Source organism: Mycolicibacterium novocastrense (assembly GCF_001499835.1).
Classification (GTDB): domain Bacteria; phylum Actinomycetota; class Actinomycetes; order Mycobacteriales; family Mycobacteriaceae; genus Mycobacterium; species Mycobacterium novocastrense.
Window position 1 is genome coordinate 157254 of the sequence record NZ_LQIH01000003.1, and the last position, 25745, is coordinate 182998.

A 25745-nucleotide genomic window follows, 5' to 3' on the forward strand; every position below is an offset into this window, starting at 1 on the left:
GTCAGACAGTCGTCCTCTCGTAAAGCGCACTGGAGGGTGTACTGCCCAGTGCGGGAGGTGGTGTCAGTGGCAGCGGTCCCGCGCCGGCGAACCGCCACGGCAGACTCACCAGCCGTCCGGTGCGCAAATCCGGGTCGGGGTGAGCGATTTCGGGGAAGAAGCCACGTGCGGCCAGGTGCGGGTCGCCGACCAGTTCGTCGGCGCTGCGTACGACGGCGGCGCGGACACCAGTGGCGGCGAGTTTCGTCGCGATGACCTCGGCGCGGGACGACCCGATCTGTGCGGTGAGCTCGGCCGTGTCGATGGACTCGTCGTCGGTCGACTCGACCGCCACCCACCGCTCGTCGGCGCTGCGGTACACCGCGCGGCGCACGGCCGAATCCGAGTCCACCAGTTCCGCTGATGCCGCGGCGAGGTATTCGGCGACGGTGTAGGCGACCACCTCCGACATCGACAGGTCGACGACCGCACCGGTGTCGGCGCGCGGTCCGACCGCCCACGCGGCGATGACGACCGCGGCCACCACGGACGACAACGGATCGGCCAGCACGGTGCCCAGCCGCGCGGGTTTCCCGTCGTCTCCCGTCGTCAGGCCCGCCAAGCCACCGTAGGACTGAACATTGTTCGCGTACACGCGATATCCGGCCAACGGCCCGTCCGATCCGAAGCCCGACACCCGCATCACGAGTCGCCCCGACGCGGCCAGTTGCTCCGGTGACACGTTCAGCCGATTCAGCCGGGACGACCCGACGTTCTCGATGACGACGTCGGCCTGCGACAGTGCCGCGGCGACGTCGTCGATTGCGTGATCCGGGTCGATCAGCACGCTCCGTTTGGAATGGTTGGCCACGGCGTAATAGGCGCCGCGTTCCAGCCCCGCGATCCCGTCGGCGAACGGACCGCTGCGCCGGTAGATGTCGAGGCGGTCGGGATCCTCCAGGCGTACCACGGTCGCACCCATCGCGCCGAGCAGCGAGCCGACGATCGGGCCCGCCAGGACATGGGTGAGCTCGGCGATGCGCAGCCCACGTAGGCCATCGGTCCGGCGTTGACCGCTGTCGCCGAGATCGGTACGCCACGGCGGACCCAGCACGGTGACGTCGCGGTCCCCGATTCGCGCCGTGGTCAACGACTTCCGGTGGGCCAGCTGCGGCGACATCAGCAACTCACCGGGCAGATTCACCGGTGTCGAGGGGACGCCGTTGGCCTGCAGGATGGCTGCGCATTCGGCCTTGTCGCGGTCGCGGGTCCACTCGGTGACCTTGGCATTGATCAGGCCGGCGTTTTCGATCCGGGCGGGACGGTCGTCGAGGCCGGCCGCCCATTCGGGCTGTCCGAACGCCGCCAACAGGCCCCTCCACTGATGGTTCTCCACCGCCGTGATCCGCACCAGCCCGTCGCGGCACGCAAACACCCCCGACGGTGCAAGGTACCGACCGCTGCCCGCGCGACCCGGACATCGGTACATGACATGTGCGCACTCCGGCAGAGCAGAGGTGTAAATGACCGCTTCCTGGATCGACACGTCGACGCGTACAGGTGTCGAAGAGTCGCGCCGGTCCAGTCCGTGGAGCGCGGCCAGTGCCGCGACGGCTCCCGCGGACTTGAGGGCGACGTAGCCCGGCGCTGGAACTGGCCGCCCGTCACCGTCCTCGATCGTCGCGAGGAGTCCACCGCTGGCCTGGGCGACCAGTTCGCCTCCGGGGTGCGGTGGTCCGTCGGCGCCGAACGGGGTGAGTGTCACCACCACCGTGGGCCCGTCGACGGGTGGGGCTGCTGTGCCGTCGACGATGACGATGTCTGCGTCGCGGGCGTGTTGGGCCGGGTCGGCGGCGGGGTCGAGTATCCGCTTGCGGCGGTCGAGCACGAAGTCGACCGCAGCGACCGGACCCTCGGGTGCCGCCAACTGTGGGCCCTCCCGACGCGCGTTCTCGCCGGGAATCCTGGCGACGTCGGCGCCAAGGCTCGCCAGGAGCGCGGCGGCGGCCGAGCCGGCGACGCCATCGCCGACCTGCAGAACGGCGACGCCGGCCAGGACATCCGTCGTCGTGGGACGTGCCTGGCTCACCGTGCGCGCTCCTTCCCGCGGTTGCTGAACAATTGAACATTATTCGTTCTGTTGAGTCCACAGTGACCCGATGCGCTCGTCCTGCGCCATGGGTTCACAGATTCACATGAAGTGTTCTATTGTTCATAATATGTCGACGATCGCCGGCCTGTCGGAAGCCCGCTTCGATAACCCCGCGTTCTACCAGGGCGACCCCAACGCGACATTCCGGCGGTTGCGCGAGACGGATCCGCTGCACTGGTACGACGAAGGTCAGTTCTGGGTCGTCACCAAGTACGACGACATCAAGGCGATCTCGGCGCGACCGGAGAAGTTCAAGTCGGAGCGCATTGCGATCATGATGGATTTGATCGCGCATCGCCAAGGGGTCGACCCGCAGGGATTCGGAAGTCGCGGGATCATGTTCATGGACCCGCCCGACCACCGTGCGCATCGCAAGGCGATCGGGGTCAGGTTCACCCCGGCGGCGGTCGCCAAGATGGAGGATCGCGTGCAGCAGGTCGTCGCTGAGGCGTTCGACAGTCTGCCCGACGGTGAGTTCGACTGGGTCGAGCACATCGCAGAACCGATTCCGGTGTACATCTTTTCCCACTTTCTCGGTGTGCCGGAGTCGGACTGGTCAAAGGTCGCGTCGTGGGCGACGACCATAGCGAAAGCAGGCAGCGGGCTGGCCAGCGACGAGGATTTTCAGCTGATCTTCGATCAGATCGCGCCCTACCTGTTGGCGCTGGCCGCAGAGCGAGCGAAGGATCCGCGTGACGACCTGTTGACGATGCTCACGCAGGTGAGTATCGACGGGGAACCGTTCAACGAGATCCAGATCATGGTCTACGCGATGACGCTGCTGGCTGCGGGTAGCGAAACCACCCAGAGCCTGCTGGCCGGCCTCATTCACTGTCTCGATGTGCACCCCGGGCAGGCCGAGGCGCTGTTCGCCGATCCTTCGCTGGCGGAGAACACCGTCGAGGAGACGATGCGGTGGTGGACCCCCGTGATGAGCATGGCCCGGCAGGCCGCCGCCGACGTCGAGCTGCGGGGTAAGACGGTCCGCGCGGGCGACGGCCTCCTGATGGCGTACGCCTCGGCCAATCGCGACGTCGACCACTGGGGCCCGACGGCCGACGAGTTCGACATCACCCGCCCCGATGCGTCCGGCCATCTCGGTTTCGGTGTCGGGGAACACTTCTGCATGGGGGCGGCGCTGGCCCGCCGCGAGGCGCGGTTCGTGCTCGCCGAGGTAATCAAGCGGGCGAAGCGAGTTCGCGTCACGGGGCAGCGGGTGAAGCGGGAGTCGTCCTTGGTCAACACCTTCGACCGGCTGGGCGTCACGCTCGACTACCGCTGACGAGTACTGCTTCGCGACAACGGAATCAGCCGCGTCCGGCCAGCCAGTCGGTGACGAGTCGGCGATGCTGCGCACGCGAACCCAACGCCGCGATGAGCGTGGTGGCCCGCCGCAGGTACACATGCGCGTCGTGTTCCCACGTGTAGGCGATGCCGCCGAAGACCTGCATCGCCCCCTCCGGGACGGCGCGTAGCGCATCGATGGCCCAAAAAGCCGCCAGCGACACCAGCGCTTCCGCGTCGGGCTGATCGTGGTCACAGGCATCGGCGGCCCGATTGACCAGCGCCCGACCGACTTCGATCGCCCCGCGCTGGTCGACGAGCCGATGTTTGATCGCCTGAAACGCGCCGATCGGCCGGTCGAACGCGACGCGGACCTTCGCGTACTCGGTCGCGGCCTCGTTCGCGGCGGCGACGACGCCGACGACCTCGGCCACCTCCGCCACGCGCATGCGCATGACGGCTTCGCGATGGCGGCGGACCGCTTCCCCGGCTCGGGCGATCGTCTCGAGCGGCGCCCGGTCGAGACCGATGCGCGCCGCGGGGCCGTGATCGAGGGGGGTGACCGGCGTGCGCTGCACTCCCGCGCCCGCGAGGTCGACGACACCCAGCACCTGCCCGCCATCCGCCTGGGCAAGCACGACGAGGCGGGTGGCGACGGCGCCGTACGGGACGCAGTCGAATGTGCCCGATACCGTCTGCCCGACGAGCGTGGCCGGCTCCGCAACCACGAGCGCGACGCCGTCGACCCTTCGGCCCTCGGACCAGGCCGCGGCCCCGGTCGCGGCCAGTGGCAGCGGTGCCGCGACCGATCCGGTCACCTCGGTCAACACCGCCAGCTCGCGCAGGGTGCCACCGGCGCCGCCACCGCTTTCGGGCACCAGCACGTCGGGCCAGCCCAGCCCGCGGATGGTCGCCCATAGCGCGTCGTCGAACGCGGGGGTCGGCCCTTCCAGAAGCGCGCGGCTGCGGTCGACCGACCACGCCCGGGCCACGATGTCGAGTGCGGAGCGACGCAGCTCGGCCAGTTCGGCTGCCGTGTCGGCTATCTCGGCGAGGGAGACGGTGGTATCAGGGGTCACGGGGCAGCCCCAGCAGTCGTTCGGCGATGACGTTGCGTTGGATCTCCGACGTGCCTGCACCAAAGGTGGCCGCCCGCATCAGCAGGTAGCTCGCGGCGACGTTGCCCCGCTTGGCGGCGCCGGGCGATCCGCGCTCCAAAACCCCTGACGCTCCGGACAGTTCGACACCGAAGTTGGCCATCGACTGGTCCACCTCCGAGCTGAGAAGCTTGGCGACGGAGGCCTCCGGGCCAGGAGCGACGCCCCGCACACCGGCAGCGGTGGCCTGGGCGGCGATCTGACGTAACGCCTCGACCTGGGCCGCATACCGGGCGATCCGGTCGGCGACATAGCTGTCATCGAACCCGCTGTCGGTCAGCGCATTCGGCTCCTGCGCCATCTTCACCAGGATGTCGAGGCGACGCTCGATCCGGTGCGTGCGGCTTTGGCCAACCCGCTCGTAGCCCAGCGTCGACTTCGCCACCTTCCAGCCGCCGTGCAGCGGTCCGAGCACATTGGCCAGCGGCACGCGCACTGCGTCGAAGAACACCTCGCTGAACTCGGCGGCACCGGTGATCTGCCGAATCGGCCGTACCTCGATGCCCGGCGTGGACAGCTCGGCCAGGATGTAGCTGATTCCCTCCCGCTTCGGCGCGGTAGCGTCGGTCCGGGCCAACAGGTAGATCCGGTTCGCGTAGGAGGCCTTCGACGTCCAGATCTTCTGTCCGGTGATGACGAGTTCGTCGCCGTCGATGACTGCCTTGGTCTTGAGCGCCGCGAGGTCGCTGCCGGCCTCCGGCTCCGAGAAGCCCTGACACCAGACATCTTCCGCCGACAGGATGCGGGGGAGGTAACGCGCACGCTGCTCGTCTGTGCCCCACTGGATGATGGTCGGACCCAGTTGGTTGATCGCGCTGCGGTTGATCGGTTCCGGGGCGTGCACGGCAGCCATCTCGGTGTTGAAGATGAGCTGTTGGGTGGGAGTCGCGGCGCGCCCGCCGAATTCGGTCGGCCACGAGATGGCCGCCAGCCCGGCGACGTGCAGGCGATTCTGCCATTCCCGCAGTCGGTCGAGGCGAGCCGTTTCGTCTCCGTCGCGGCCGAGCAGGTCGGAGGTCAGCGACGACGACAGGAAGGCGCGCACCTCGTCGCGGAAGGTCCGGTCGGCGTCGGTGAGCACGACGCCGTAATCACGATCGGTCACGTGCCGCCGCGGATGATCGACGCCATGCGCTGTTTCATGTCACCGTAGGTGATCGCGGTGGTGCCGGCCTTGGGGGCGCGGCCCGCATCGACCTTCGGCGCGGACAGATCGAGTTCGGCGATCTTCTCGCGCAACGCCTTCACGGTGCAGTTCTGCCGCCCGAGACGCTCGACGGCGTCATAGCCAAAGGCGCGCGCGGCATTTCGCCAGGTGATGTCTTCGACCTCATCGGGCGAACAACCCTCCAACTGGGCGGCGAGCTGCTCGGGTGCGTCCGGCCAGCTGCTGTCGGAATGCGGGTAGTCCATTTCCCAGCAGAGGGTCTTCACGCCGATGCGGTCGCGCATCTCGACACCGACCCGGTCGCGGATGAAGCACGACATGAAATTGCGGCGGAAGACATCGGTCGGGGTCAGGCCGTCACCGAGGTCGTCACCCGTCCACGCGCGCTGGCGGGCGTAGAGGTCTTCGAACCGTTCGAGCATGAACGGAATCCAGCCGATGCCGCCTTCGGAGAGGGCGAACTTTATCGTGGGGAACTTGACGACGACGGGGGAGAACAACAGGTCTGCGGTGAACCGCATGGTGTCGATGGCCAGCATCGAGTTGTACGCGAGGTAGGTCGTCTGGTCGGAGGGGACGGGAACGCCGCCGCCGGTGCCGATGTGAATGTTGACGATAGTCTCGTGCTCACAGACCGCTTCCCACAGCGGATCCCATTGCGGATCCTGCCACGGCGGCTGCCCGTAGTTTCCGATGTGTTGGGGCACCGTCACCGCGTGACAGCCGTTCGCCGCGAGCCGCGCCACCTCGCCGGCCGCGAGAACGGGGTCCCACAGCGGAAGGATGCCCAGCGGGATGAAGCGGTCCGGATGGCGGCCGCACCAATCCTCCAGATGCCAGTCGTTGTAGGCGCGGACCATCACTTCGGATACGTCGCGGTCGCCGCGGTAGGTGAACAGCGCCCCGGAGATGGTCGGAAAAGACGGGAAGCACAACGAGGCCAGCACCCCGGCCGCGTTCATGTCATCGACGCGGGCATCGACGTCAAAGCAGCCGGTGCGCATGTCCTCGAAGCGCGACGGTTCGAAGCCCCACTCGTCGTTGGGTCGGCCCGCCACGGCGTTGAGCCCGATGTTGGGCATCTGCAGACCCGCGTACTCCCAAAAGCAGACGCCGTTGTTGTCCTGCACGATCTTTGGTGCCTGGTCTGCGTAACGCGACGGCACCCTGTCCTTGAACATGTCGGGTGGTTCGACAGTGTGGTCGTCGACGCTGATCAGCACGAGGTCCAGAGGGTCGATCACCGGGAACAGTCTAGGCTATTGAACAAAGTATGTATATCTGTTCCAGCTATGCGGTGGAGTTCACCGCCGCCGCCGCCAGCCAGTCGGCCATCATCCCGTAGACCGATTCGATGCTCTCTCGCGCGCTGGCGTCGTCGCCGGATGGTTCGTAGTCCACGTCCCACTCGACCCGGCAACCGTCGGCACCGGACCCGATGACCGAGACGACGGTCTCGAAGCGGCTTACCGGCAGCGGGTTGTTGGTGATCCGGTAGGAGATCTGTCTCTGCTCGGGCCGTGCCCACAACAGCGTCTCGACCGTCGGCTCACCGTCTGCGGAGCCGCGGATCCTGCGGCTCATGCCGGGCCCGTCCCCTTCGACCTCGACGTCGTTGATCACCGGAATCCACCGGACGTCGGCGAAGTCGGCGAGTAGGCGCCAGACCGCCTCGGCGCTCGCGGCGACGTCCTTGCTGACCGTGATCGACGCCATGTGGCGACCCTACCATCTATGTAACAATAGAGCGGAATATGTTCAGATGTGCAGTGTGCTGCCGGGTGGAATCGGGGTGTCGTGAGCGCTGACGATGGGTCCGCGGGCGATTTCGAGGTCGACGAGAATTGGGTGCGCTACGAACTTGTCGAACCGCACATCGCGCAGATCGCGATCAGCAGGCCCGACCGCCGCAACGCGATCCTGTCGCCCGACATGCACGCCCTGTTCAAGGCTCACCTCGATCGCGCCGAGGCCGACGACGAGGTGAAGGTCGTCATCCTCGCGGCCGACGGCAAGGACTTCTGCAGCGGCGACGATGTCCGGCGGCTGCCCGTCGAACAGGCCGGCCTGAAGAAGGGCAGAAAACTGCCGCAGACCGCGCGGATGGGCAATGCCCGCCGGTTGCACCGCCACCTGACCAATTGGCTGGAGTTTCCGAAGACGGTCATCGCCGCGTGCCAGGGTGCGACGCTGGGAGCCGGGATGAACCTGGCGCTGGCCGCCGACATCCTCGTCGTCTCCGAGGACATGTACCTGGCGCGGCCGCAGGCGCGGATCGGGTTCGCCGGGTTCTCCACCGCGATGCCGTTGATCCTGCTCAAGCTGGGTCCGAACCGCGGCTACGAGGCGATGATCACCGGACGGAAGGTGCGCGCCGCGGAACTGCGCGACTGGGGGGTGGCCGCGTCGGTCGTGCCGGCCGACGGTCTCCGTGAGGAGGCGCTGCGCTACGCGCGTGCGATCGCCCACCACTCGGCCGACGGGCTGATGGTCGGCAAGCACGGGTTGATCACGTTCTGGCACGCGGTGGGGATGGCGCAGTTCGGGGACTGGGTTCCCATGGCGCACAGCGTTTTCAGCAACCTGTCCTGGCGGGACGACGAGTTCAACTTCATGAAGGAGCGGTCGGCCAGGGGCGGCCGTGAGGCGCTCGCCGAACTCGAGCGCCGGTACCGGGAGTGGGGCTTCGACTAGACAAAACAATTAGACAGAGACTGTGTTTGTGTTTTGTATGATGAACGTGCGGTGAGGAGAGACGAATGGGTGTGCTGGACGGACGGACGGCCTTGGTCACCGGTGCAGGTCGAGGGATCGGTGCCGCCGTAGCCGAGGGTTTGGCGGCCGAGGGGGCGACCGTCCTGGTCTCCGACGCCGGCGTTGCGGTCGACGGCACGGGACACGACGCGGGGCCGGCGGAGGCGGTGGCCGCGGCCATCAATCAGCAGGGTGGCAAGGCGTTCGCCGACGCCACCGACATCACTGACTTCGCCTCCTGCGAGGACTTGATCGGCCGCGCCGCCGATACGCTCGGCGGTCTGGACGTCGTGGTCAACGCCGCGGGCATACTGCGCGACGGCATGGTCTTCAAGATGAGCGAGCGGGACTGGGATTCCGTCGTCGCCGTCCATCTCAAGGGCACGTTCAACATCACCCGGCATGCCGCCGCATGGTGGCGGGAGAACCGTGGCGGCCAGTACCGGCTGATCAACTTCACCTCGATGTCCGGACTACAGGGCGCACCCAGCCAACCGAACTATGCGGCCGCGAAGATGGGCGTCGTCGGTCTCACCTTCTCCTGCGCCAACGCCCTGCGCAACTACGGCGTCACGTCGAACGCGATCGCGCCGATCGCCGGAACCCGAATGACGCAGGGCATCAAGGGCGGTGGAAGCATGGACTATTCCGATTCGAACGTGCGTCTGTCACCGAGAAACTGCGTGCCCCCGGTGGTGTACCTGGCGAGCGCACAGTCCGACTGGCTCAATCGGCGCGTCATCTTTGCCGGAAACGGCCGCATCAGCCTGATGTCGAACCCAGTCGTCGAGCGAGAGCTCGTCTCGGCCACCGGAACCTGGGACATCCCCACTGCCTTCGCCGAGATCGAGACGTCGTTCAAGGAGGCCGTCCTGTGGCCCAACATCTTCGACAAGCCCCCTACCAAGTGACCCGACGGGGGAGGTGACGAATGACTGAGATGACGACCCACCGTGTACCGCAGAAGTACGCCTGCGGCGAGACTTTCGTCCCCAAGAGCCGCTACATCGACCCGGAGTTCCTGCAACTCGAACTCGACCGGCTCTTCTCTTCGGTCTGGCAGCCCGCCTGCCGCGAGGAGGAGATACCCGACCCCGGCTGCTACTACGAGTACCGCATCGGCGGGCAGTCGATCGTGGTGGTGCGCCAGAAGGATCGCAGCATCAAGGCGTTCTACAACTCATGCGCACACCGCGGGATGAAGATCGTCTGCGATACCGGCACCGCTACCGAGGGCGACCTGCGGTGCGGATTTCACGGCTGGCGCTACTCGCTGGACGGCCGATCCTCCTTTGTGCCGTGCCGTGAGGAGTTCGCCCCTCGGCCGCGCGAACAGTGGGGTTTGACGCCGGTCCACGGCGGGAGCTGGGGCGGTTGGGTATTCATCAGCATGGCGTCCGATCCGCCGGACCTGCTCGACTGGCTCGACCCGCTGCCCACCGCACTGGCCCCGTTTCGCCTGCAGGACATGCGATATGGGTGGCGTAAGCGGACGACACTGCCGGCCAACTACAAAACCGTCATCGATGCGTTCATCGAGGGCTACCACACGCCCGGCACGCATCCGCAGACGTTGCGCACCGCCAACACTCCTCACCCGAGCACCGAGCCCGCACAACCCCAGGAGTACGTCTACGCGCCCTACACGCCGACAATCGCCTACAAGAACCACTCCCGGTTCATCTACACGCAGCGTCCCGAGACCACCGAACGCGACAAAGGGCGTCAGCAGCAGGCTTCCCGCCCGGAGGTGTTCGCGAACGCGATGCAGTACAACTACCTCGGCGTCAACGCGCTTGTCACAGAGCGCGATTACCGAGCCGCGCAACGGTTGGCGACGATGGAGCCCAGCGAGATTCCGCCGTTCGTCCTTTACCACCAAATGTGCGAGGAACTGGCGCTGGCCGAAGGTGTCGACTTCCCGCAAATGTCGATGGAGGAGTATTTCGCGGGCAACGGCGACTGGCACATCTTTCCCACGTTGGTCATCCTCGTCGAGAAGTCGTGTCTGCTCGGGTACCGGATGCTGCCCGACGCGACGGATCCGAACAAGTGCACCTTCGAGATGTTCACGCTCGAACACTTCGCTCCCGGTGAGGTCCCCGACACCGACTGGCAGGAGTTCGAGCGCTGGCAAGATCATGACGGCTGGGGTGAACTGCCCACGCAGGACCTGCAGAACATCGCCGCGATCCACGCGGGCATGCACTCGAACGGGTTCGAGGGGCTCTGGCTGAACACCGCCCAGGAGATGACGATCCGCAACGAGCACGCGATTGCCGATCGGTTTCTCTTCGGCGTCGACGAGCGGTGAGCGACGGGGATGAGTGCCGGGGCGAGCGAAGCGACGGGGATGAATGAGGCGATACAGCAGCGGCCGGTGCCGCTGCTCACCGAGCTGAACCGGCCCTATTGGACGGGCGGCTCCGACGGCACTTGGCGGCTGCAACGCTGCCTCGGCTGCGAGCGCCTGGTCCATCCGCCGGCCCTGCGTTGCCCGCACGATCACGGTGTTCTCGAGTACGCGACGCTCAGCGGCCGGGGACGGGTCGAAACGTGGACCGTCAACGAGCATCCGTTCTTCCCGGATTTCGCGCCGCCCTACCTGGTGGCGTTCGTGAATCCGGTTGAGGACAGCCGCGTTCGGGTGCTGACGAACATCGTGAACGTGCGGCCGGAAGACGTCACCGTCGGACTGCCGGTGCGCGTCACGTTCGAACGGCACACCGACGGAGACGACGAGGTGTTCATCCCGCTGTTCGAACCGGACCTCTGATGGGTTCACCGCTTGCCGAGAAGGTCGTCATCAGTGGGGTCGGCCAGTCCGAGATCGGTCGGCGGCTGGGCCGAGACGCCCTGCAACTCACCGCGGACGCGTGCCTGGCCGCCGTCGAAGATGCAGGACTCACCCTCGCCGACATCGACGGGTTGACGACGTATCCGGGTGCGTCCCAGGCCGGTCCGGGGTTCTCGGGGGCATCGCTGCGCGACATTCACGACGCGCTCGGCGTCAAACCGAATTGGGTAGCCGGAGGCGTGGAGTCTCCGGGCCAGCTGGGCGCCGTGGTCGATGCGATGCTCGCCGTCGCCGGTGGCATGGCCAACCATGTGCTGTGCTGGCGCAGCATCTGGGAGGGTACGGCCCAGGGCGCGGGCCGACGTCAGGGCTACGGCGCGCGGGGTGGCCGGCCGAGCGGGATGATGGCCTGGCAGCTGCCCTACGGCGCCACCGCGGCCAATCTGGCTGCAATGCAACTGCGAGCCAGGATGATTCGATACGGCCTCACGCGCGAACAGCTCGCCTCGATTGCGATTGTCGAGCGCACCAATGCGCGACGAAATCCGTCGGCGATATACACCGACCCCCTCGACGTTGAGACCTACCTGAATGCGCGGATGGTGTCGGAGCCGCTGTGCATGTACGACTGCGACATCGCCTGCGACGGAGCGACCGCGTTCGTCATCTCGCGGGCCGCGCATGCTCGAGCACTGGACCATCCCGCGGTCACGGTCGAATCGCTGGACTGCGCTCATCACGACCGCTTCACCTGGGAGGGCGGCGAGGACATCACCCGGATCAGCTCGCGTTGGTCGACCATCTGGGACCGAACGGATTTCACCGTGGCCGATGTCGATTACGCCTCGTTGTACGACGGGTTCAGCGTATTCGTGCTGTGCTGGTTGGAAGATTTCGGCTTCTGCAAGGTGGGAGAATCCGGCGACTTCATTGCCGACCCGGCACGCATCTCGCTCGGCGGTGAACTGCCGATCAACACAGCGGGCGGCCAATTGTCCGGAGGACGGCTGCACGGATTCGGTCACCTGTACGAGGCGTGTTTGCAGATCCGGGCCGAGGCAAGCGGCCGTCAGGTTGACGACGTATCACTGGCAGCGGTCGGGGTTGGGGCTGCCAACAGTGGAACGACAGCCATGCTGCTGCGACGGACGCTGTAGGTGGGCAGAAGATCCACCGTGCTTCGAACACCCTGAGGCATGTTCTCGTCAACGTAGAGGAGCCACTTTGCACATCGACCTACAGACGTGTTTCGAGCTGGAGCAGGCCAAATCGAGATACTGCCGGCTGTTGGACACCAAGGACTGGGCCGAGTTGGCTGAGCTGATGACCGACGACATCGTCTTCGATCTAGGCGGCGGCGATGAGGTGCCGCCGATCGTCGGACGCGACGCCACGCTCGAAGCAGTGCAGACGTCGGTGACAGATGCGGTCACGGTTCATCAGGTGCACAGCCCGGAGTTTCACCTCGACGAGAATGAGGCACGCGTGATCTGGGCGGCTCAAGAGCGAGTGAAGTGGAACAACGGGACGGGGTTGACTGCCTACGGTCATTACCATGACCGATGGGTGCGACGCGACGGAGTGTGGCGTATCGCCGAGCTTCGGCTCACCCACCTTCTCATCGACGTCGACTGATGGGGTCTCGCCGACGTCAACTGAGGCGGGGATAGGTCATGAGGTCCACCCAATTCTCGGCTATGGCCCTTTTAGCTGACCCACTGGCGTACAGGCTGGTTCCGGCGTACGGGTCGAGAAACTTGCCGGTCGCCGGATCGTAGGTCGTCACGGCGGCGCCCGCCTGTGGTTGGGTTGCTCCCGCCAATCCGGCTTCAGCCGGTAACGGGTCGTTCCGGGGAGCGGGCGGCGCTGTGGGGCTTGGATCTACCGGAGCGGGCGGCGCCGACGGCCGGACGTATGGCGGGATCACCTGGTCGGGCGGCGGCTGAAATGGTAGAGGCGGTGGAGGAGGTCCGGGGGTCACCGGCGGGACCTGCGTCGGATACGGCGCGGTCAGTGCCGGCCCTGGCCCGGGCGGCACACCGGGCGGAAGCTGTACGGCAGGAGGCCCGGGATCGTAGTCCGCTTGCGGCGGAATGTAGGGATACTTGTTCTGCGGCAGGGTCATCCGAGGATCGGTTACCGGTGTTCCCACGGGCACCGGCGGTCCACGCCATGGGTTGCTTCCGACCGGCACATAACCCCGCGGATCGCGGCAGAGCTGCACCGTCGGCGCCCGTTTGCCGGGGAATTCCTGGCAGGGATAGTTGCGTGCGCCGCGAACGACTGTCGGATCGTTGTGCGGGACCTTGCAGTACATGTCTTTGGGGACGTCGCGAAGCGTGGTGTCGGCGGGCGAACGTATTTCGGCCGGAGGCACGAACCCGGTGATACACGGCGGCGGATCACCGAAATTCAGCTTGAAGTCCGCCTTGGCGCCTTCGTCCGCCGGGTACTGATTGGCGATCGTGATGACTGCCGCGGCAAGGGCAGGCATGATCACCAGAACCTGTTCGATCGACTTGTGATAGATGACGCCAACACGGCCGGCGTTGGCGAGGTTAGCCGCCAGCACCGGAAACGTGGGACGGATACCTTCGAAGAGGGCAGTTGCTTCGCCGGTGGCGCCGGGAGCCGACTGCAGAACGGCGCGTATCTCTGGGTCGGCTTCCCGAAGATGAGTCGTGAGGCGTGCCAGGCCATCTGCCACCGACCTGATGTTCTGCCCGGACGCACGCTGAGCGTCGAGCAGCGGTTGAGATCGTTCGAGGAGCTCAATTGTCTCACTGGACGTGTTGTCGGCTTCTTCGATCAGCGACCGTGACGATTCGATGAGCCGCGCGAGCTCGGGACCCGACCCGTCGAAAGCTGTGAATGCCTCCCTCAATACGTCCCGCAACCGGCTTCGATCAAGCGAATCGACCAGGCTTTGCGCCTCGCGCAGCAGGCCGGCGATGTCGCCGCTGATGTGCGTGCGGTCGCGGTCGATGTGCCCATCGTCACCCAGGAAATCCGTGGACGCATTCGGCGGCGGCACCAGATCGACGTACAGCTCGCCGATGGCCGACACACTCTTGACGTAGGCGTCGACGTCGTCGGGAACTTTCATGGCATCGTCGATCCGCATCTCGACCAGGACATCGTTGTCGCGGGTCAGCGAGACCGATGTGACCTTGCCGATGGTCGTCCCGCGGTAGGCGACGTTCGCATTCGTATACAGACCGCCACTGGCCACGAAATTGGCCGTCACGGTGTAGGTTCCGAGGCCGAACGCCTTCGGCAACTGTACGTAGAACACCGCGATCACGAACACACTGACGAGCGCGACCAGGGAGAAGATGGTCAGTTGCAGGCGGACGAGGGGAGTGAGCATCAGGGTTGGCCTGCAGACTGTGGATCGGGAGGATTGAGGGGCGGGATCTGGAACGGATCGGCAGCCTGCCCGGACAACGACGATGTCGCTCCGACGAGGTAATCGGGGACGGAGACGACTTCAGAAAGACGTTTCATGTTGGGATCGAGAGTGCTTGTCGTGAAGAAATTCTCACCCATCCGCCGCACCGTGAGGTCAAACGTCGCGAAGACGTTGAGGAAGTCGCCCCTGACCGCCCGCGGCAGTCCCTCGTTGAGCGGTATCGGAAACGCAGGCAGGATCGGCAACGCGTCGACGAGCGTTTCGGCGTTGTCGCTGAGAGCCTTGACCAAGGCATAAGCGTGGACGAGATCAGCGGCGAAGTCCGCTTTCGTCTGGGCCAAGAGGGGGGCAGAGACGTCCGCGAGCCGCTTCAGAGCCGCAAAGGCATCAACGATGCGGTGGCCATTGTCGTTGAGTACGCGCGTGGCCGACGGGAGTGTCACCAATGCGCGCTCGATCTTGTCCCTACCACCGGCGAGTCGACCTGCTAGGCGATTGACCTTCTCCATCGCCGTTGCGATGTCGTGCGCCTGAGCATTCAAACCTGCGGCCAATTCGGCGAGTCTGGGCAGGAACGCGGCGAACTGACCGGCGCGCCCGGCAATGGCAGCGTACGTCTCATCCGTAATATCCTGCAGCACACCGAGGTTACCGTTGTTGACGACGATGGCCAGGGACGACAGCACATCCTCGGTGCTCGGATAATTGCCGGTGTTTTCAATGCCGATTCGGGAATTCGGGCCCAGGGAGCCGATGGGTCGTTCGGCGACGGGTTCGGCCAGTTCCAAATGCCGCGAGCCCAGCAGAGATGTTTGACCGACGGTCGCAGTGGCGTTGGCGGGCAGATGCACCGAGCCGTCGAGGGACAGCTGCACCAGCGCATAGAACGTGCCGTCGTCACGCTGCACGGGCTTGATACCTGACACACTGCCGACGGTCACGTCGTCCACCTTGACGGGGGAATTCTGTGGCAGCGACGAAATATCGGGTAGCTCGACCGATACGGTGAACGAACCGTCGCCGTGGCCCGCGGTACCCGGCATGTTCAGTGAGTTCAACCCATTGAATTGGCATGCCGAAACCACCACCGCGAGTGAGCCGATCGCCGTGGCTCGCCGCGCCCATCTGTGAAGGTGTCGGTTGATCATCTGCCGGCTCCCGCCTGTCCGTCGGGCTGGTGGGGCGCGGTTGGCGCGTCCGGCACCATGAGCGAACTCAGATCGGCGTCGGGCGGTATTGATGGCGGAGTCACCCCGGGCAGCGGGTGCCATTGCAGTTGTGCAATCGGCGTCTGCGCTTTGGCTTCCGTCTGCGGTGTGTCATAGATGATCTGCCCCTTGTACGCCGTGATGCTGGTTATCGGGCGAAACAGGAACGGCGGATAGTTCATCTGGAGCCGCTTGACCACCGGCGCCATCCGCTGACGGCAGATCTCCGCGCGCTTGTAATTCTCTGGCGTCTCCGCGGTCTCGAACATTCCCGCGCACATCAGTTGTACCGGGTTTCCGAAATTGGGCAACGTCACGATTCCCGCCAACGACGCCTGGGCCGGATTGTAGATGTTGTAGAAGTTGGCCAGCGCCGTCGGCGCCAGGTGCAGAACTTGTTCGATATCGTCGCTGCGTTCGTTCAGCAGGCTGGTGAAGTCGGCGAGTCGGTCGATCTGGCCGATCAATGCGTCGTTGTTGTCACTGAGCAGGCCCCGGACGTCGGAGAGTGCATTGTTCAGAGAGGCCAGCGCTTGATCGATGTCGAGGGAACTGTCCGCGAGCACCTGAGACACTGAGGCGACGTGAGATGTGAACGCCACGATCTGTTCGTTGCTCTCCGCCAGGGCGTTCACCACGATGTGCAGGTTCTTCACGGTGTCGAAGATGTCGGCACGCGAATCGCCGAGACGCCCTGCCACTTGCGATAGTTCACGGACGGCACTTCTGAATGACTCACCGGAACCGTCGAAAGTGTCTGCGGCTTGGTTGATCAACTCGCTCAGTGGCCCCTGCGCCGAGCCTGGTTTGGGCCCAAGCTGCGCGGACAACTTGGTCAGTTCGTCCTTGACCTGATCCCATTCGATCGGTACCGCGGTCCGATCGAGTCCAACGACTGCGTTGTCAGACAGCGTCGGGCCGCCGTCGTAGATCGGCGCGAATTCCACAAACCGAGCGGAGACCAGATTCGGCGAAACGATGAGCGCGGCGGCATCGGCCGGAATGGGGACTCCCGCCTCGACACTCATCGCCACCCTGGTGTGCTCTGGGCCTGGTTCGATTCCGGTGATCCGACCGACGGTGACTCCGGCAACCTTCACTTCGTCGCCGACGTACAGACCCACCGCCGAGGAGAACAAACCCGTGATGCTGCGCTGCTGCGCGCGCGGCCATACTGTGTACACCCCTGCAATGAGTGTCACGGTCAGCACCGCGGCGAGCACAGCCCTGGGCCATCGTCGGGGGTGGGCGAGTCCGAGCGCGGTCATGGCGTTTTCGGCCTGATCACGAGTCGCTCCCGAATGAATCCGCGGAGCATGTCGGCCAGACTGTCGGGCAGCTTGCCCGGCTGGAAGTAGGTGTCCAACAGCACGCCGGCGACGGCAGGAGTCGGCACACCCCAGACGTTGACGGAAAAGCCCGGGCCGGACCCCACAACTTCACCCAGTGTCGTGGAGAAGGCAGGGAGCCGCTTGAGCGCCTCGTCGAGATGGGCGCGACGGGAGTTCAGATTTTCGAGCACGAGGTTGAGCTTGACCAGCGCGGGACCGAATTCACGACGGTTGTCGGCGACGAACCCCGATATTTGCCGCGACACATCGCCGATTCCCGCGACGAGAGAGGCGAGCGCGGTGCGCTGTGCACTGAGCTCGGCGAACAGCGCGTTACCGTCGGTGATCAGCTGATTCAGTTGACGGGAGCGAGTGGCCAGGATCCCCGATAGCGACTTCGCGTGAGCCAGTAAATCGGCGAGATCCTCGTCGCGGGCGTTGATGCTGCGGGAAAGCGCGGTCACGCCGTCGAGCGCGCTACGCAGTTGGGGGGTGGCGTCACGCATCGTGGCGGTCAGAGTTTGCAGCGCGGTTTCGAAGGTGTCGGTGTCCAACTCGGCTGCGGAGTTTCCCAGATCCTGTAACGCGTCGGGCAGGGTGTACGGGGTAGTCGTGCGTCCGAGCGGCACGGTGTCGACCGACCCTGCACCACCCGGGGTGACCGCCAGGATCCGTTGGCCGAGAACGGTGTCGGTCTTGATCGCCACCAGCGTCTGGTCGCCGAGGCGCAGATCGCGGTCGACGGTGAAAATCACCTTTGCGGCGCGGGCGCTCACGTCGAGGTCGACCGAGCTCACTTTGCCGACGTTGTATCCGTAGATCTGCACATCGCTGCCGCTGGTGACTCCGGCGGCGTTGGTGAAGTAAGCGGTGTAGACCTTTCCCTGCGGCATGAAGGGCAGTGTGGAGTAACCGAATGAAACGAGCACCAGCAGGATGACGAGAATGATCCCGAAAATGCCTGTGCGTAGGGGGTTTCGGCGACCCCGCTCCTCAACCGTCATCGGAGCACCGTCCCTTTGACGAATCCGTCGGCCCGAGAAGCGGAATCAAGATGTCGCTCCCAGCGGGACCGTTTATCTTGATCTTCACTGCGCAGAAGAAGATGTTGAAGAAGGCGCCGTATTGACCGAGCGCGCTGAGTCGCAGGTAGTTTTCGGCGAGGGGTTCGATCACGGCGTTAACCTCGTCTTTCCGGTCATCGAGAACGGTCGCCAGGGGGCGCGCATTTTCGATCACCCCCTGCAGCGGACGTCGCGACGAGGTCAACAGATCGGTGAGGTCGGCCTGCGCGGAGGCGAGCGGCTGGATCGCCCCGGCAATCGGGCCGCGAGCCTCCGATAGGGTTGTGGTCAGTTGCTGCAGGTGATCGATACTCGTGTCCAGTTGTGCCCCTTTGTCATCGATCGATGTGAGTACGGTGTTGAGATTGTCGATGACTTCGCCGATCAACTGGTCGCGTCCCGCCAGCGTTCGGGTGAAGGAGTCGGTATCGGACAGGACCTTGGCCAAGGTGCCGCCGTTGCCTTGGAGTAGTTCGATGATCGCGTTGCTGACCTCGTTGACCTTGCTCGCGTCGAGGCCTTTGAGGACCGGGCGCAAACCGCCCAGCAGAGCGTCGAGATCCACTGCCGGCACGGTGTTCGAGCGCGGAATGGTACCGCCAGGCGCCAGCGGCCGCAGTTCCCCTGAGCCAGTCGAGATTTCGAGGTAACGGTTGCCGACCAGATCTTCGTACCGGATCGCGGCACGGGTCGAGCTGTATATCCGGTATGTCTTGTCGATCGCGAACTCGACGTCGACATGGTCGCCGTTGATGGCGATGTCGGTGACGGACCCGACGGGGATGCCTGCGACACGTACGTCTTGGCCGGGCTTCAGGCGTGACACCGAGTCGAACTCCGCACGATAGGACACTGTCGAGCCCAGCCGGAACTTCCCGAAGGTCACGACGAGAAGGCCGAGGACGAGCAGCATCACAACGGTGAAGGCTGCAACCTTCATGCCGAGTCGGTCCCTGGGCATCAGTAATCGTCTCGCTCGGCATAGGCACCGTTGAACAGAAACTGGAACGTCGTCAGCGGATCGAATTGCAGTTCGGTGTTGGGCTGGTAGGGAATGTAAGCGTTGTCCGTCACCAGGAACTGCGGCCGAAACCACGATCCGTTCTTCATCTTTCCTGGCAGATTCGGCAACCCCCGACAATTGGGGCCGCCGGACGCGTTGACGATGGGCAGGCTCTCGGGGTAGGTGTACGGCGCGACGCCGGGAATGAAGAAGGCGTTCATGAAAACCCCGGGCACAGTGCCGCCCCAAGCGGGAGCGAATTCCTTGAGCGTGGTTGCCAAACCGGCGAGCAGGCAACCCAATTGGGGGGAGTAGTCGCCCAGGACCTTCAATGGGGCCCGCAACCGCTGAATCGCGGCGATCAAGTCGCGCTGGGAGGGCTCGAGCACGTCCGATGCGGTGTTCCCCAGCCCGACCGCCGCCATCAACGTCGTAGCCAGGTTCTCCTGCTGGTCGACAATGGTGTTGCTGATCGAATCGGTATTGTCGAACAAGGTCAGTAGGTCCGGCGTCGCCTCTGCGTAGATATCGGCGACTTCGCCCACCTTTTGGATTCCCGACTGGAGCGTGGGCAGGTGCGGGTTGAACGTTCCCATGTAGTCGGTGAACGTCGAGATCGTGGTCCCGATGTCCCTCCCGTTTCCGCGCAACCCTTCGCCGATTGCGGTCATGGTGGCGTTCAGCTCCACCGGATCGATCTTCTTCAGAGTGTTGACAAGCGTTTCAAAGAGCGTGTTGGCTTCCACGGCGACCTCGGCGGCATGCAGATGCGAGTTGGCCGCGAGTGCGCTCTTGTCGGGGATCGTCGGGCTGAGGAACTCAACGGATTTCGCGCCGAACACGGTGTTGCTGGCGATACGGACGGTGACGTTGGAAGGGATGTAGTTCATCTGATCGCGGCGGATCTCCAATGTCAGTTCCGCCTGTGCCCCGTCGTATTCGATCGAGGACACTTTGCCGACTTCGACTCCCAGGTACTTGACCTTGGCCTCCCGGTCCATCACGAGACCGGCCCGCGCCGAGGTCACTGTGACGGTGTCGACGGGAATGAACGCCCCCGAGTAAGCAAGGTAAGTCAGCGATGAGATCACTGCGAACACCGCGGCCATGATGAGCGCCGCTATCCGCAGCGCTCTCTTGCGGTGGATCTTGATCAACGCCCGGCATCCTGCGCGGGATTCGGCGGGAGTTGAACCGTGATCATCGGACTGCCAGTTCCAGACGTTCCAATCTGCGGACCAGGATGCTGGTCAGCCAGTCACCCACGTCGACAGCCTCGATCCAATCGGTCCGTTCGAGCAGCATGCGCAAGACGATCCGGGCCTCGAGCCGGGCAAGCGCTGCGCCCACGCAGAAATGAGCACCCTTGCCGAACGTGACGTGGCCCTTGCCGCTGCCGCGGTCGAGCCGGAACTCGTGCGGTGAATCGAATTGTGCGGCATCGCGATTGGCGGCGCCCCACAACAGCAGCAGATGTGAGTTGGCGGGGAGGTCGACCCCGCCCAGCGTGGTGTCGTGCAGGACGTGGCGGTAGTGGCCGCGGAATGGAGGCTCGTATCGCAGCGTCTCCTCGATGAAGGGCACCAGGAGGTCACGATCCTCGCGGACCTGTTTCTGTATGTCGGGTTGGCTGACGAGAATCCATGCGGCGCTGCCGAGCAGCGAGGCCGTGGATTCCCCGGCGGCGCTGAAGAGCGTGAGCATGATGCTCAAGGCGACCGGCTGTTCCACCTCGCCGGACGCGCAGCGCGCAGCGAGATCGCTGATCAGTCCCGGTTGTGGATCCCTGCCCGCCGCTTCGAAGTGTTCCAGCACATAGCCGCCGAGTTCCATTGCCGCCAGACCGGCGGCTTCGAGTTGCTCCGGGGTGACGATCCCGTCGAGCAACGTGGTGGTGGCGTATCCCAGCCTGATGAGTTTGTCCACATCGTCGTGGGGCAAGCCGAGCAGTTGAGCGACCACCTTCATCGGGAGACGGTTGGCGATGGCGCTCATCCATTCGATTCGTCCGTCGTCCACCGACTCCGTCCACAGCTGGTGCGCAGTCTCCTCCGCGAACTCCTCGATCACCTGGACTCGTCTAGCCGACAGGTGCGGCAACAGAATCTTGCGATGCACGGCGTGTGCGGGGTCGTCTGCGGTGGCGAGCGCGTGCGCCGGGTCGCCGAGCGGCATCATCGGGAACGGGTTCACCGCCCCGCTGTGGTCGTAGACCACGGTTGCGGTGAGATTTGAGGAGAAATCCTGCACCCGGTTGGTCGCCTCGACGAGCGCGTCCCAGCCGCAGACCGCGTAGAAATCGGACTCACCGATGCGGTGCACCGGTGCTTCTGACCGCATCTGCTCGTAGAGCGGGTACGGGTCCTGGATGGCGGCATTTCCGAAGAATTGAGCAGGGTCATCCAAGATCGCCACGGTCCTAGCGTTCGTCTCCTGATGGAGACCGTCAACGCCGCTGGCCGAAGTTGAAATGCCTCTCGTGGAGCAGCCGAACCTGGCCTTCTCACGAACGCGCCCTCACCAGCGGCGTCCATGAGAGAATCGGCGCTGTCCTTCTCATCCTGAGAGATAGAGCCCTGAGGCTGTCGGCGACAGGAGACGGTGCGGTGGCTGGTACCGATTGGCTGGTCGGTCGAGATCGAGCCTCCGAAGCGACCAGACGCATACACGCCGCCGCCGCCGATCTGATCGCCCGTCGTGGATGGGAGGCGTTCACCATCGACGCGCTGGCTGCGAAAGTGCACTGTTCGCCCGCCACGATCTACCGGCACGCCGGCGGCAAGACCGCGATCCGCGACGCCGTTGTCGCCATCCACGCGGCCCGCACGGTCGAGACCGTGCGCGAAGCCATCCGCGGCCTCTCCGGTGCGGAGCGGGTGGTGGAGGCGACGGCGTTGGCGTTGGAGCGGGCCCGGTCCGACCCGTTGACCAACGCGCTCCGCTCCGCCCATCCGCCCACCGAAACCGACTGGCTGACGACGTCTGAGGTCATCGCGCAGTTCGCCGCCGAGATGCTTGGACTCGAGGATCCCGACCCCCTTGCGGAGCAGTGGCTGATTCGGGTCTTCTTGGCGCTCTGGAGTTGGCCCATGAAGGATCCCGACGCCGAGTACCGAATGCTGCAGCGATTCCTCGGTCCGCCCTACCGTCAGGAGGCCCAGCAGTCCTGACCTGAGAGGTGAGGTACGCGGCAGGCGAGTGGTTGCCGCCGTGCGCGGTGCCGCCCTACGAATTTGGCCGTTTCGACCGGCACCCCCTGCGTGTGGACATAGGCTTTGCGCGTCCAGCCCGAGGCGACTGTCCGATCGTGATGTCTCCCAGGGAATTTCCGATTCAATCGCGCGACCGCAAGGTCAAGCCTGACGGCTATCGGGTCGGCGACGTCGGCGCACAAGGGAGGCTCGCAACGTTGTCGACGAAGGCGATGGCCAAGCGGTGACCCACGAACGAGGGCGTCTGCTCGGGAAGTCCGCCGTGATCACCGGGGCGGCGTTCGGCATCGGCCGGGCGACGGCGGTGCGCTTCGCGGGCGAGGGAGCTCGGTTGACCGTGACCGACATTCAAAGTGAACCGCTGCTGGCGCTCGCCGACGAACTGCGAGAGACCGGAGCGCAAGTCGAGACGATCGTCGGTGACGTCTCGGTCGCCGACGATGCGAAGCGGATGGTGACGGCTGCTGTCGACCGCTACGGACGGCTCGACGTGCTGGTCGCCAACGCCGGAATCATCCCGCTCGGCGACGCGCTGGAGGTCTCCGCCTCCGATTGGGAGGAGGTCATGGCCATCGACGGGCGTGGGATGTTCCTGACCTGCAAATTCGCGATCGAGGCGATGTTGTCCACCGGGGGCGGCGCCATCGTCTGCCTCTCCTCGATCTCCGGACTGGCAGGGCAGAAGCGGCAGGCGGCCTACGGGCCCGCCAAGTTCATCGCCACCGGCCTGACCAAGCATCTGGCGGTCGAGTGGGCCGACCGGGGGATCAGAGTCAATGCCGTTGCGCCCGGGACGATTCGAACCGAGCGAGTCAAGCAGCTTCCAAGTGAGCCGGGTGGCTCGGAGTATCTGGCCGCGATCGAGCGCATGCACCCGATCGGCCGTATCGGCGAGCCCGCCGAAGTCGCCAGCGCCATCGCCTTCCTCGCCTCCGACGACGCCTCGTTCATCACCGGTGCCGTGCTACCCGTCGATGGGGGCTACCTAGCGCAATAGTGGTCGGCGCTCCGCCCCGCGCATCGATAGAGAAGGCGCCTCCGCTCGAGCAAAGGAGCTCCGAGGATGAAAGCGACACGAACCGGTTCTGGCGGCCCACCCTTGGTCTTCGTGCACGGACTTGCCTGCGATGCCACGGACTGGCAGGCCCAGGTCGACTGGTTTCAGACAAGAACCACCGTCGTCGTATGCGAGCTGCCCGGGCACGGTTCCGTCCAGAGCGCACCGGCGGACTGCACGGTCGAGGCGTATGGAGCTGCGGTGGTCCGAGCCATGGTGGAGATGTCGCTGCCGCCGGCGATCGTCGTGGGCCACAGCATGGGCTGTCGCGTCGCTCTCCACGCGTACCGGGTACGGCCCGGCGCGGTGTCCGGCCTCGTACTCGTCGACGGCAGTCGGATCGCCGAGGGTGATCCTGCGGTCGCCGAGCGGGCCATGTCCGATGAACTGGCTGGCGATGGCTACGGGCGATTCATGAAGTGGTTTTTCGAATCGATGTTCGTCCCGTCCAGCGATCCCGTTCTGGCGAACCGGATCGTCGATCGAGGGGTCGGCTTTCCCGCGCCGTTGGGCAGGAATCTGCTGACAAGCCTGGCCGGTTGGGACGCCGGGGAGGTGGAAAGTGCACTCGACGCTGTGCGCGTCCCGCTGCTGGCAATCCAGTGCACGACGCTCGACGCGGCGCGCGAGCGTGTCTCGCTCGAATCGGGACAGAGTTCAGCCTGGATTGATCTGGTCCTCTCGCATGTGCCGCAGGCCACCGCGGTGGTGTTGGCCGGCGCTGGCCACTTCCCACAGATCGAACAGGCCGAGGAGATCACCGCGCGGATTGCCGACTTCTTTGACGCCATCTGAGTGTCGCCAAGCTGATTTCCGGTAGTTTCCCCGAGTCCATCGAGCGCCTGTCCGCCGTGATCACCGCGGCACCATTGGTCGGAGAGCCGCCCGTGGGCGATAGTCTTCTGACATGTCAAAGTCGTTCGACTGCACAGTCGAATCCGCGGTCAGCGTCCAACAGATCCAGGCCGCGTTCTCCGAGCGGGGATACTGGCTGGCGCGGTTGGAACCGCACAACGGCACTGCAGAACTGCGCTCATTCGACGTCGGCGCGGGCGGCGAGGTGCGGGTGACGGTCGCCCAAGACCTGCGAAACACGGTGCTGCCCGGTGTCCTTGGCAAGCTTTACCCCGGCGGGGTGGAACTCGTGCAAAGCGAGACCTGGACGGTCGACCGTGGCGACAAGGTGCGAGGGATGATCCACGTCCGCGCCCACGGAGCACCGGGCTCCGGCCGCGGCGCCATCGAGATGACGCCGACGCCTGACAATAAGCGCCTCGAGTGCAGCGGCACCGTCAAAGTCAAGATCCCGATCGTCGGCGGCAAGATCGAAAGCTACTTCGGGCGCCAGATGATGGATCAGATTCCGGAGATACTTCGCTTCATCGGCCAGTGGACCCGCGAGCGCGCTTGACGCTGCGGCCGCAACTGGACGAGCAGAGCGCGACACGGCCGCTTCGGGTACCCCGGCGGCCGCTTCGCGTACCCCGGCGACTGCCTACCCCTATTGCCCAGCTCTGCGCGAATTATTCGCTGCCAGCGAATTATTCGCTCGTAGGCGGGCAACGGCAGCAGTGGTTCCGGCGGCGAGTGATGACGCCGGTGTCAACCGCCGCCCTCCGAATCCACGTTGGGCAAATCACAGTCCCGGCGCGGGTCCCCGCGAATCCGAGGAATCCCGGGCACGATCCCCAGGGCGCGGCGGCGCGGCCGCTCCAGAAGGGCGCTGTCCGCAAACCGAAGTTTCTCCGAATTCCCCGCTCAGACGACGGCGATCGTGATTCACTGACCTCCACGCAAATTCTTGACGGGCGTCAGGAGGAATTCGGTGGCTGATCAAAGCGTCGACGATCGGGAGCAAGGCCACGACTCGGAGTTGGCCGTGGACGTCCGTGTCCGCGTCAACCCCGACACGGACGCCGAGGCTCGTGGCGTCATCGTCGAAGATTTCGGTGAAATGACCGCCGTGCCCGTCGACATCGGCTCCAACCACATCGCAGATGCCGCCCGTCGATGGGCGGTGATGCTCGACGAGGGCACGCTGCTGTTCGCCGACTCCGATCAACTCACGCCCGAGTAGCTCCGGTTGACCTCTGACCCCGCCGTCCTCACGCAGGCGGCGGGGGCGGCGGTGGCGGCGGCGCAATCGGCGGTGGAGGCGGAGCCGGGG

The 25745-nt window shown here is 65.3% G+C and carries 25 protein-coding genes; 13 read left to right on the forward strand and 12 right to left on the reverse strand.

The window, feature by feature from the left end:
* Position 1: 1 nt before the first annotated feature.
* Positions 2-2068, reverse strand: coding sequence for a CoA transferase (locus tag AU072_RS04420; protein WP_235629968.1), 2067 nt, complete (start codon positions 2066-2068; stop codon positions 2-4).
* Positions 2069-2198: 130 nt separating this feature from the next.
* On the opposite strand from AU072_RS04420, the gene AU072_RS04425 reads away from it, so the two are divergent.
* Positions 2199-3413 (forward strand): cytochrome P450, encoded by a 1215-nt coding sequence (locus AU072_RS04425; protein ID WP_064412639.1) that lies wholly within the window; start codon positions 2199-2201, stop codon positions 3411-3413.
* A gap of 25 nt (positions 3414-3438) precedes the next feature.
* On the opposite strand, the gene AU072_RS04430 is transcribed toward AU072_RS04425, so the two are convergent.
* From AU072_RS04430 to AU072_RS04445, 4 genes are read right to left on the reverse strand one after another with little or no spacing between them, the layout of a single operon-like run.
* Positions 3439-4494: an acyl-CoA dehydrogenase family protein gene (locus AU072_RS04430; RefSeq protein WP_064412640.1), complete on the reverse strand. Its 1056-nt coding sequence runs from the start codon at positions 4492-4494 to the stop codon at positions 3439-3441.
* Positions 4484-5677 carry an acyl-CoA dehydrogenase family protein gene (locus tag AU072_RS04435; protein WP_064412641.1) on the reverse strand — a complete coding sequence of 398 codons (1194 nt, stop codon included), beginning with the start codon at positions 5675-5677 and terminating at the stop codon, positions 4484-4486. The genes AU072_RS04430 and AU072_RS04435 overlap by 11 nt, the downstream gene beginning before the upstream one ends.
* On the reverse strand, positions 5674-6984 hold the full coding sequence (locus AU072_RS04440) for an amidohydrolase family protein (protein WP_064412642.1): 1311 nt from the start codon (positions 6982-6984) through the stop codon (positions 5674-5676). Before AU072_RS04440 ends, AU072_RS04435 begins: the two co-directional genes overlap by 4 nt.
* 46 nt (positions 6985-7030) lie before the next feature.
* The gene (locus AU072_RS04445; RefSeq protein WP_064412643.1) at positions 7031-7456 is read right to left on the reverse strand and encodes an SRPBCC family protein; all 426 of its coding nucleotides are present in this window, start codon (positions 7454-7456) and stop codon (positions 7031-7033) included.
* Positions 7457-7537: 81 nt separating this feature from the next.
* Here AU072_RS04445 and AU072_RS04450 point away from each other — a divergent pair, with 81 nt between their 5' ends.
* The 6 genes from AU072_RS04450 to AU072_RS04475 all read left to right on the forward strand — a co-directional run bounded on the left by AU072_RS04450 (position 7538) and on the right by AU072_RS04475 (position 12926).
* Complete coding sequence (locus AU072_RS04450; RefSeq protein ID WP_064412644.1) at positions 7538-8434, forward strand: enoyl-CoA hydratase/isomerase family protein; 897 nt, start codon at positions 7538-7540, stop codon at positions 8432-8434.
* A 65-nt stretch (positions 8435-8499) separates the two neighbouring features.
* Positions 8500-9405, forward strand: coding sequence for an SDR family NAD(P)-dependent oxidoreductase (locus AU072_RS04455; protein ID WP_064412645.1), 906 nt, complete (start codon positions 8500-8502; stop codon positions 9403-9405).
* Positions 9406-9425: 20 nt separating this feature from the next.
* A complete protein-coding gene (locus AU072_RS04460; RefSeq protein ID WP_064412646.1) occupies positions 9426-10808 on the forward strand; it encodes an aromatic ring-hydroxylating oxygenase subunit alpha in 1383 nt (460 codons plus the stop codon).
* Between the two features lie 39 nt (positions 10809-10847).
* Positions 10848-11270, forward strand: a complete 423-nt coding sequence (locus tag AU072_RS04465) for a Zn-ribbon domain-containing OB-fold protein (protein WP_064412682.1) — start codon at positions 10848-10850, stop codon at positions 11268-11270.
* The gene (locus AU072_RS04470) at positions 11270-12448 is read left to right on the forward strand and encodes a thiolase family protein (protein ID WP_064412647.1); all 1179 of its coding nucleotides are present in this window, start codon (positions 11270-11272) and stop codon (positions 12446-12448) included. Before AU072_RS04465 ends, AU072_RS04470 begins: the two co-directional genes overlap by 1 nt.
* A 67-nt stretch (positions 12449-12515) precedes the next feature.
* Positions 12516-12926, forward strand: a complete 411-nt coding sequence (locus AU072_RS04475) for a nuclear transport factor 2 family protein (protein WP_235629967.1) — start codon at positions 12516-12518, stop codon at positions 12924-12926.
* A gap of 16 nt (positions 12927-12942) precedes the next feature.
* On the opposite strand, the gene AU072_RS04480 is transcribed toward AU072_RS04475, so the two are convergent.
* Genes AU072_RS04480 through AU072_RS04510 form a run of 7 tightly spaced genes read right to left on the reverse strand, consistent with a single transcriptional unit; the run spans position 12943 to position 21724 of the window.
* Positions 12943-14661 (reverse strand): MCE family protein, encoded by a 1719-nt coding sequence (locus AU072_RS04480; protein WP_064412648.1) that lies wholly within the window; start codon positions 14659-14661, stop codon positions 12943-12945.
* The gene (locus tag AU072_RS04485; RefSeq protein ID WP_064412649.1) at positions 14661-15851 is read right to left on the reverse strand and encodes an MCE family protein; all 1191 of its coding nucleotides are present in this window, start codon (positions 15849-15851) and stop codon (positions 14661-14663) included. The genes AU072_RS04480 and AU072_RS04485 overlap by 1 nt, the downstream gene beginning before the upstream one ends.
* On the reverse strand, positions 15848-17179 hold the full coding sequence (locus tag AU072_RS04490) for an MCE family protein (protein WP_064412650.1): 1332 nt from the start codon (positions 17177-17179) through the stop codon (positions 15848-15850). The genes AU072_RS04485 and AU072_RS04490 overlap by 4 nt, the downstream gene beginning before the upstream one ends.
* On the reverse strand, positions 17176-18246 hold the full coding sequence (locus AU072_RS04495) for an MCE family protein (RefSeq protein ID WP_064412651.1): 1071 nt from the start codon (positions 18244-18246) through the stop codon (positions 17176-17178). Before AU072_RS04495 ends, AU072_RS04490 begins: the two co-directional genes overlap by 4 nt.
* Positions 18236-19267 carry an MCE family protein gene (locus AU072_RS04500; RefSeq protein WP_064412652.1) on the reverse strand — a complete coding sequence of 344 codons (1032 nt, stop codon included), beginning with the start codon at positions 19265-19267 and terminating at the stop codon, positions 18236-18238. Before AU072_RS04500 ends, AU072_RS04495 begins: the two co-directional genes overlap by 11 nt.
* Positions 19267-20466, reverse strand: coding sequence for an MCE family protein (locus AU072_RS04505; RefSeq protein WP_268874547.1), 1200 nt, complete (start codon positions 20464-20466; stop codon positions 19267-19269). Before AU072_RS04505 ends, AU072_RS04500 begins: the two co-directional genes overlap by 1 nt.
* 43 nt (positions 20467-20509) lie before the next feature.
* Positions 20510-21724 carry a cytochrome P450 gene (locus tag AU072_RS04510; protein WP_064412653.1) on the reverse strand — a complete coding sequence of 405 codons (1215 nt, stop codon included), beginning with the start codon at positions 21722-21724 and terminating at the stop codon, positions 20510-20512.
* A 191-nt stretch (positions 21725-21915) separates the two neighbouring features.
* Between AU072_RS04510 and AU072_RS04515 the strand changes: the two genes are divergently transcribed.
* The 6 genes from AU072_RS04515 (at position 21916) to AU072_RS04535 (ending at position 25655) form a co-directional block, all read left to right on the forward strand.
* Complete coding sequence (locus AU072_RS04515; RefSeq protein ID WP_064412654.1) at positions 21916-22479, forward strand: TetR/AcrR family transcriptional regulator; 564 nt, start codon at positions 21916-21918, stop codon at positions 22477-22479.
* Between the two features lie 137 nt (positions 22480-22616).
* Positions 22617-22748, forward strand: a complete 132-nt coding sequence (locus tag AU072_RS28750) for a hypothetical protein (protein ID WP_268778141.1) — start codon at positions 22617-22619, stop codon at positions 22746-22748.
* Entirely contained in the window at positions 22745-23518 is a 774-nt protein-coding gene (locus AU072_RS04520; RefSeq protein ID WP_064412655.1) for an SDR family NAD(P)-dependent oxidoreductase, read from the forward strand. Before AU072_RS28750 ends, AU072_RS04520 begins: the two co-directional genes overlap by 4 nt.
* A 66-nt stretch (positions 23519-23584) precedes the next feature.
* On the forward strand, positions 23585-24373 hold the full coding sequence (locus AU072_RS04525) for an alpha/beta fold hydrolase (protein WP_064412656.1): 789 nt from the start codon (positions 23585-23587) through the stop codon (positions 24371-24373).
* A 112-nt stretch (positions 24374-24485) separates the two neighbouring features.
* Positions 24486-24989, forward strand: coding sequence for a DUF2505 domain-containing protein (locus AU072_RS04530; protein ID WP_064412657.1), 504 nt, complete (start codon positions 24486-24488; stop codon positions 24987-24989).
* A gap of 414 nt (positions 24990-25403) precedes the next feature.
* Positions 25404-25655: a hypothetical protein gene (locus AU072_RS04535; RefSeq protein ID WP_064412658.1), complete on the forward strand. Its 252-nt coding sequence runs from the start codon at positions 25404-25406 to the stop codon at positions 25653-25655.
* Positions 25656-25745 lie beyond the last annotated feature (90 nt).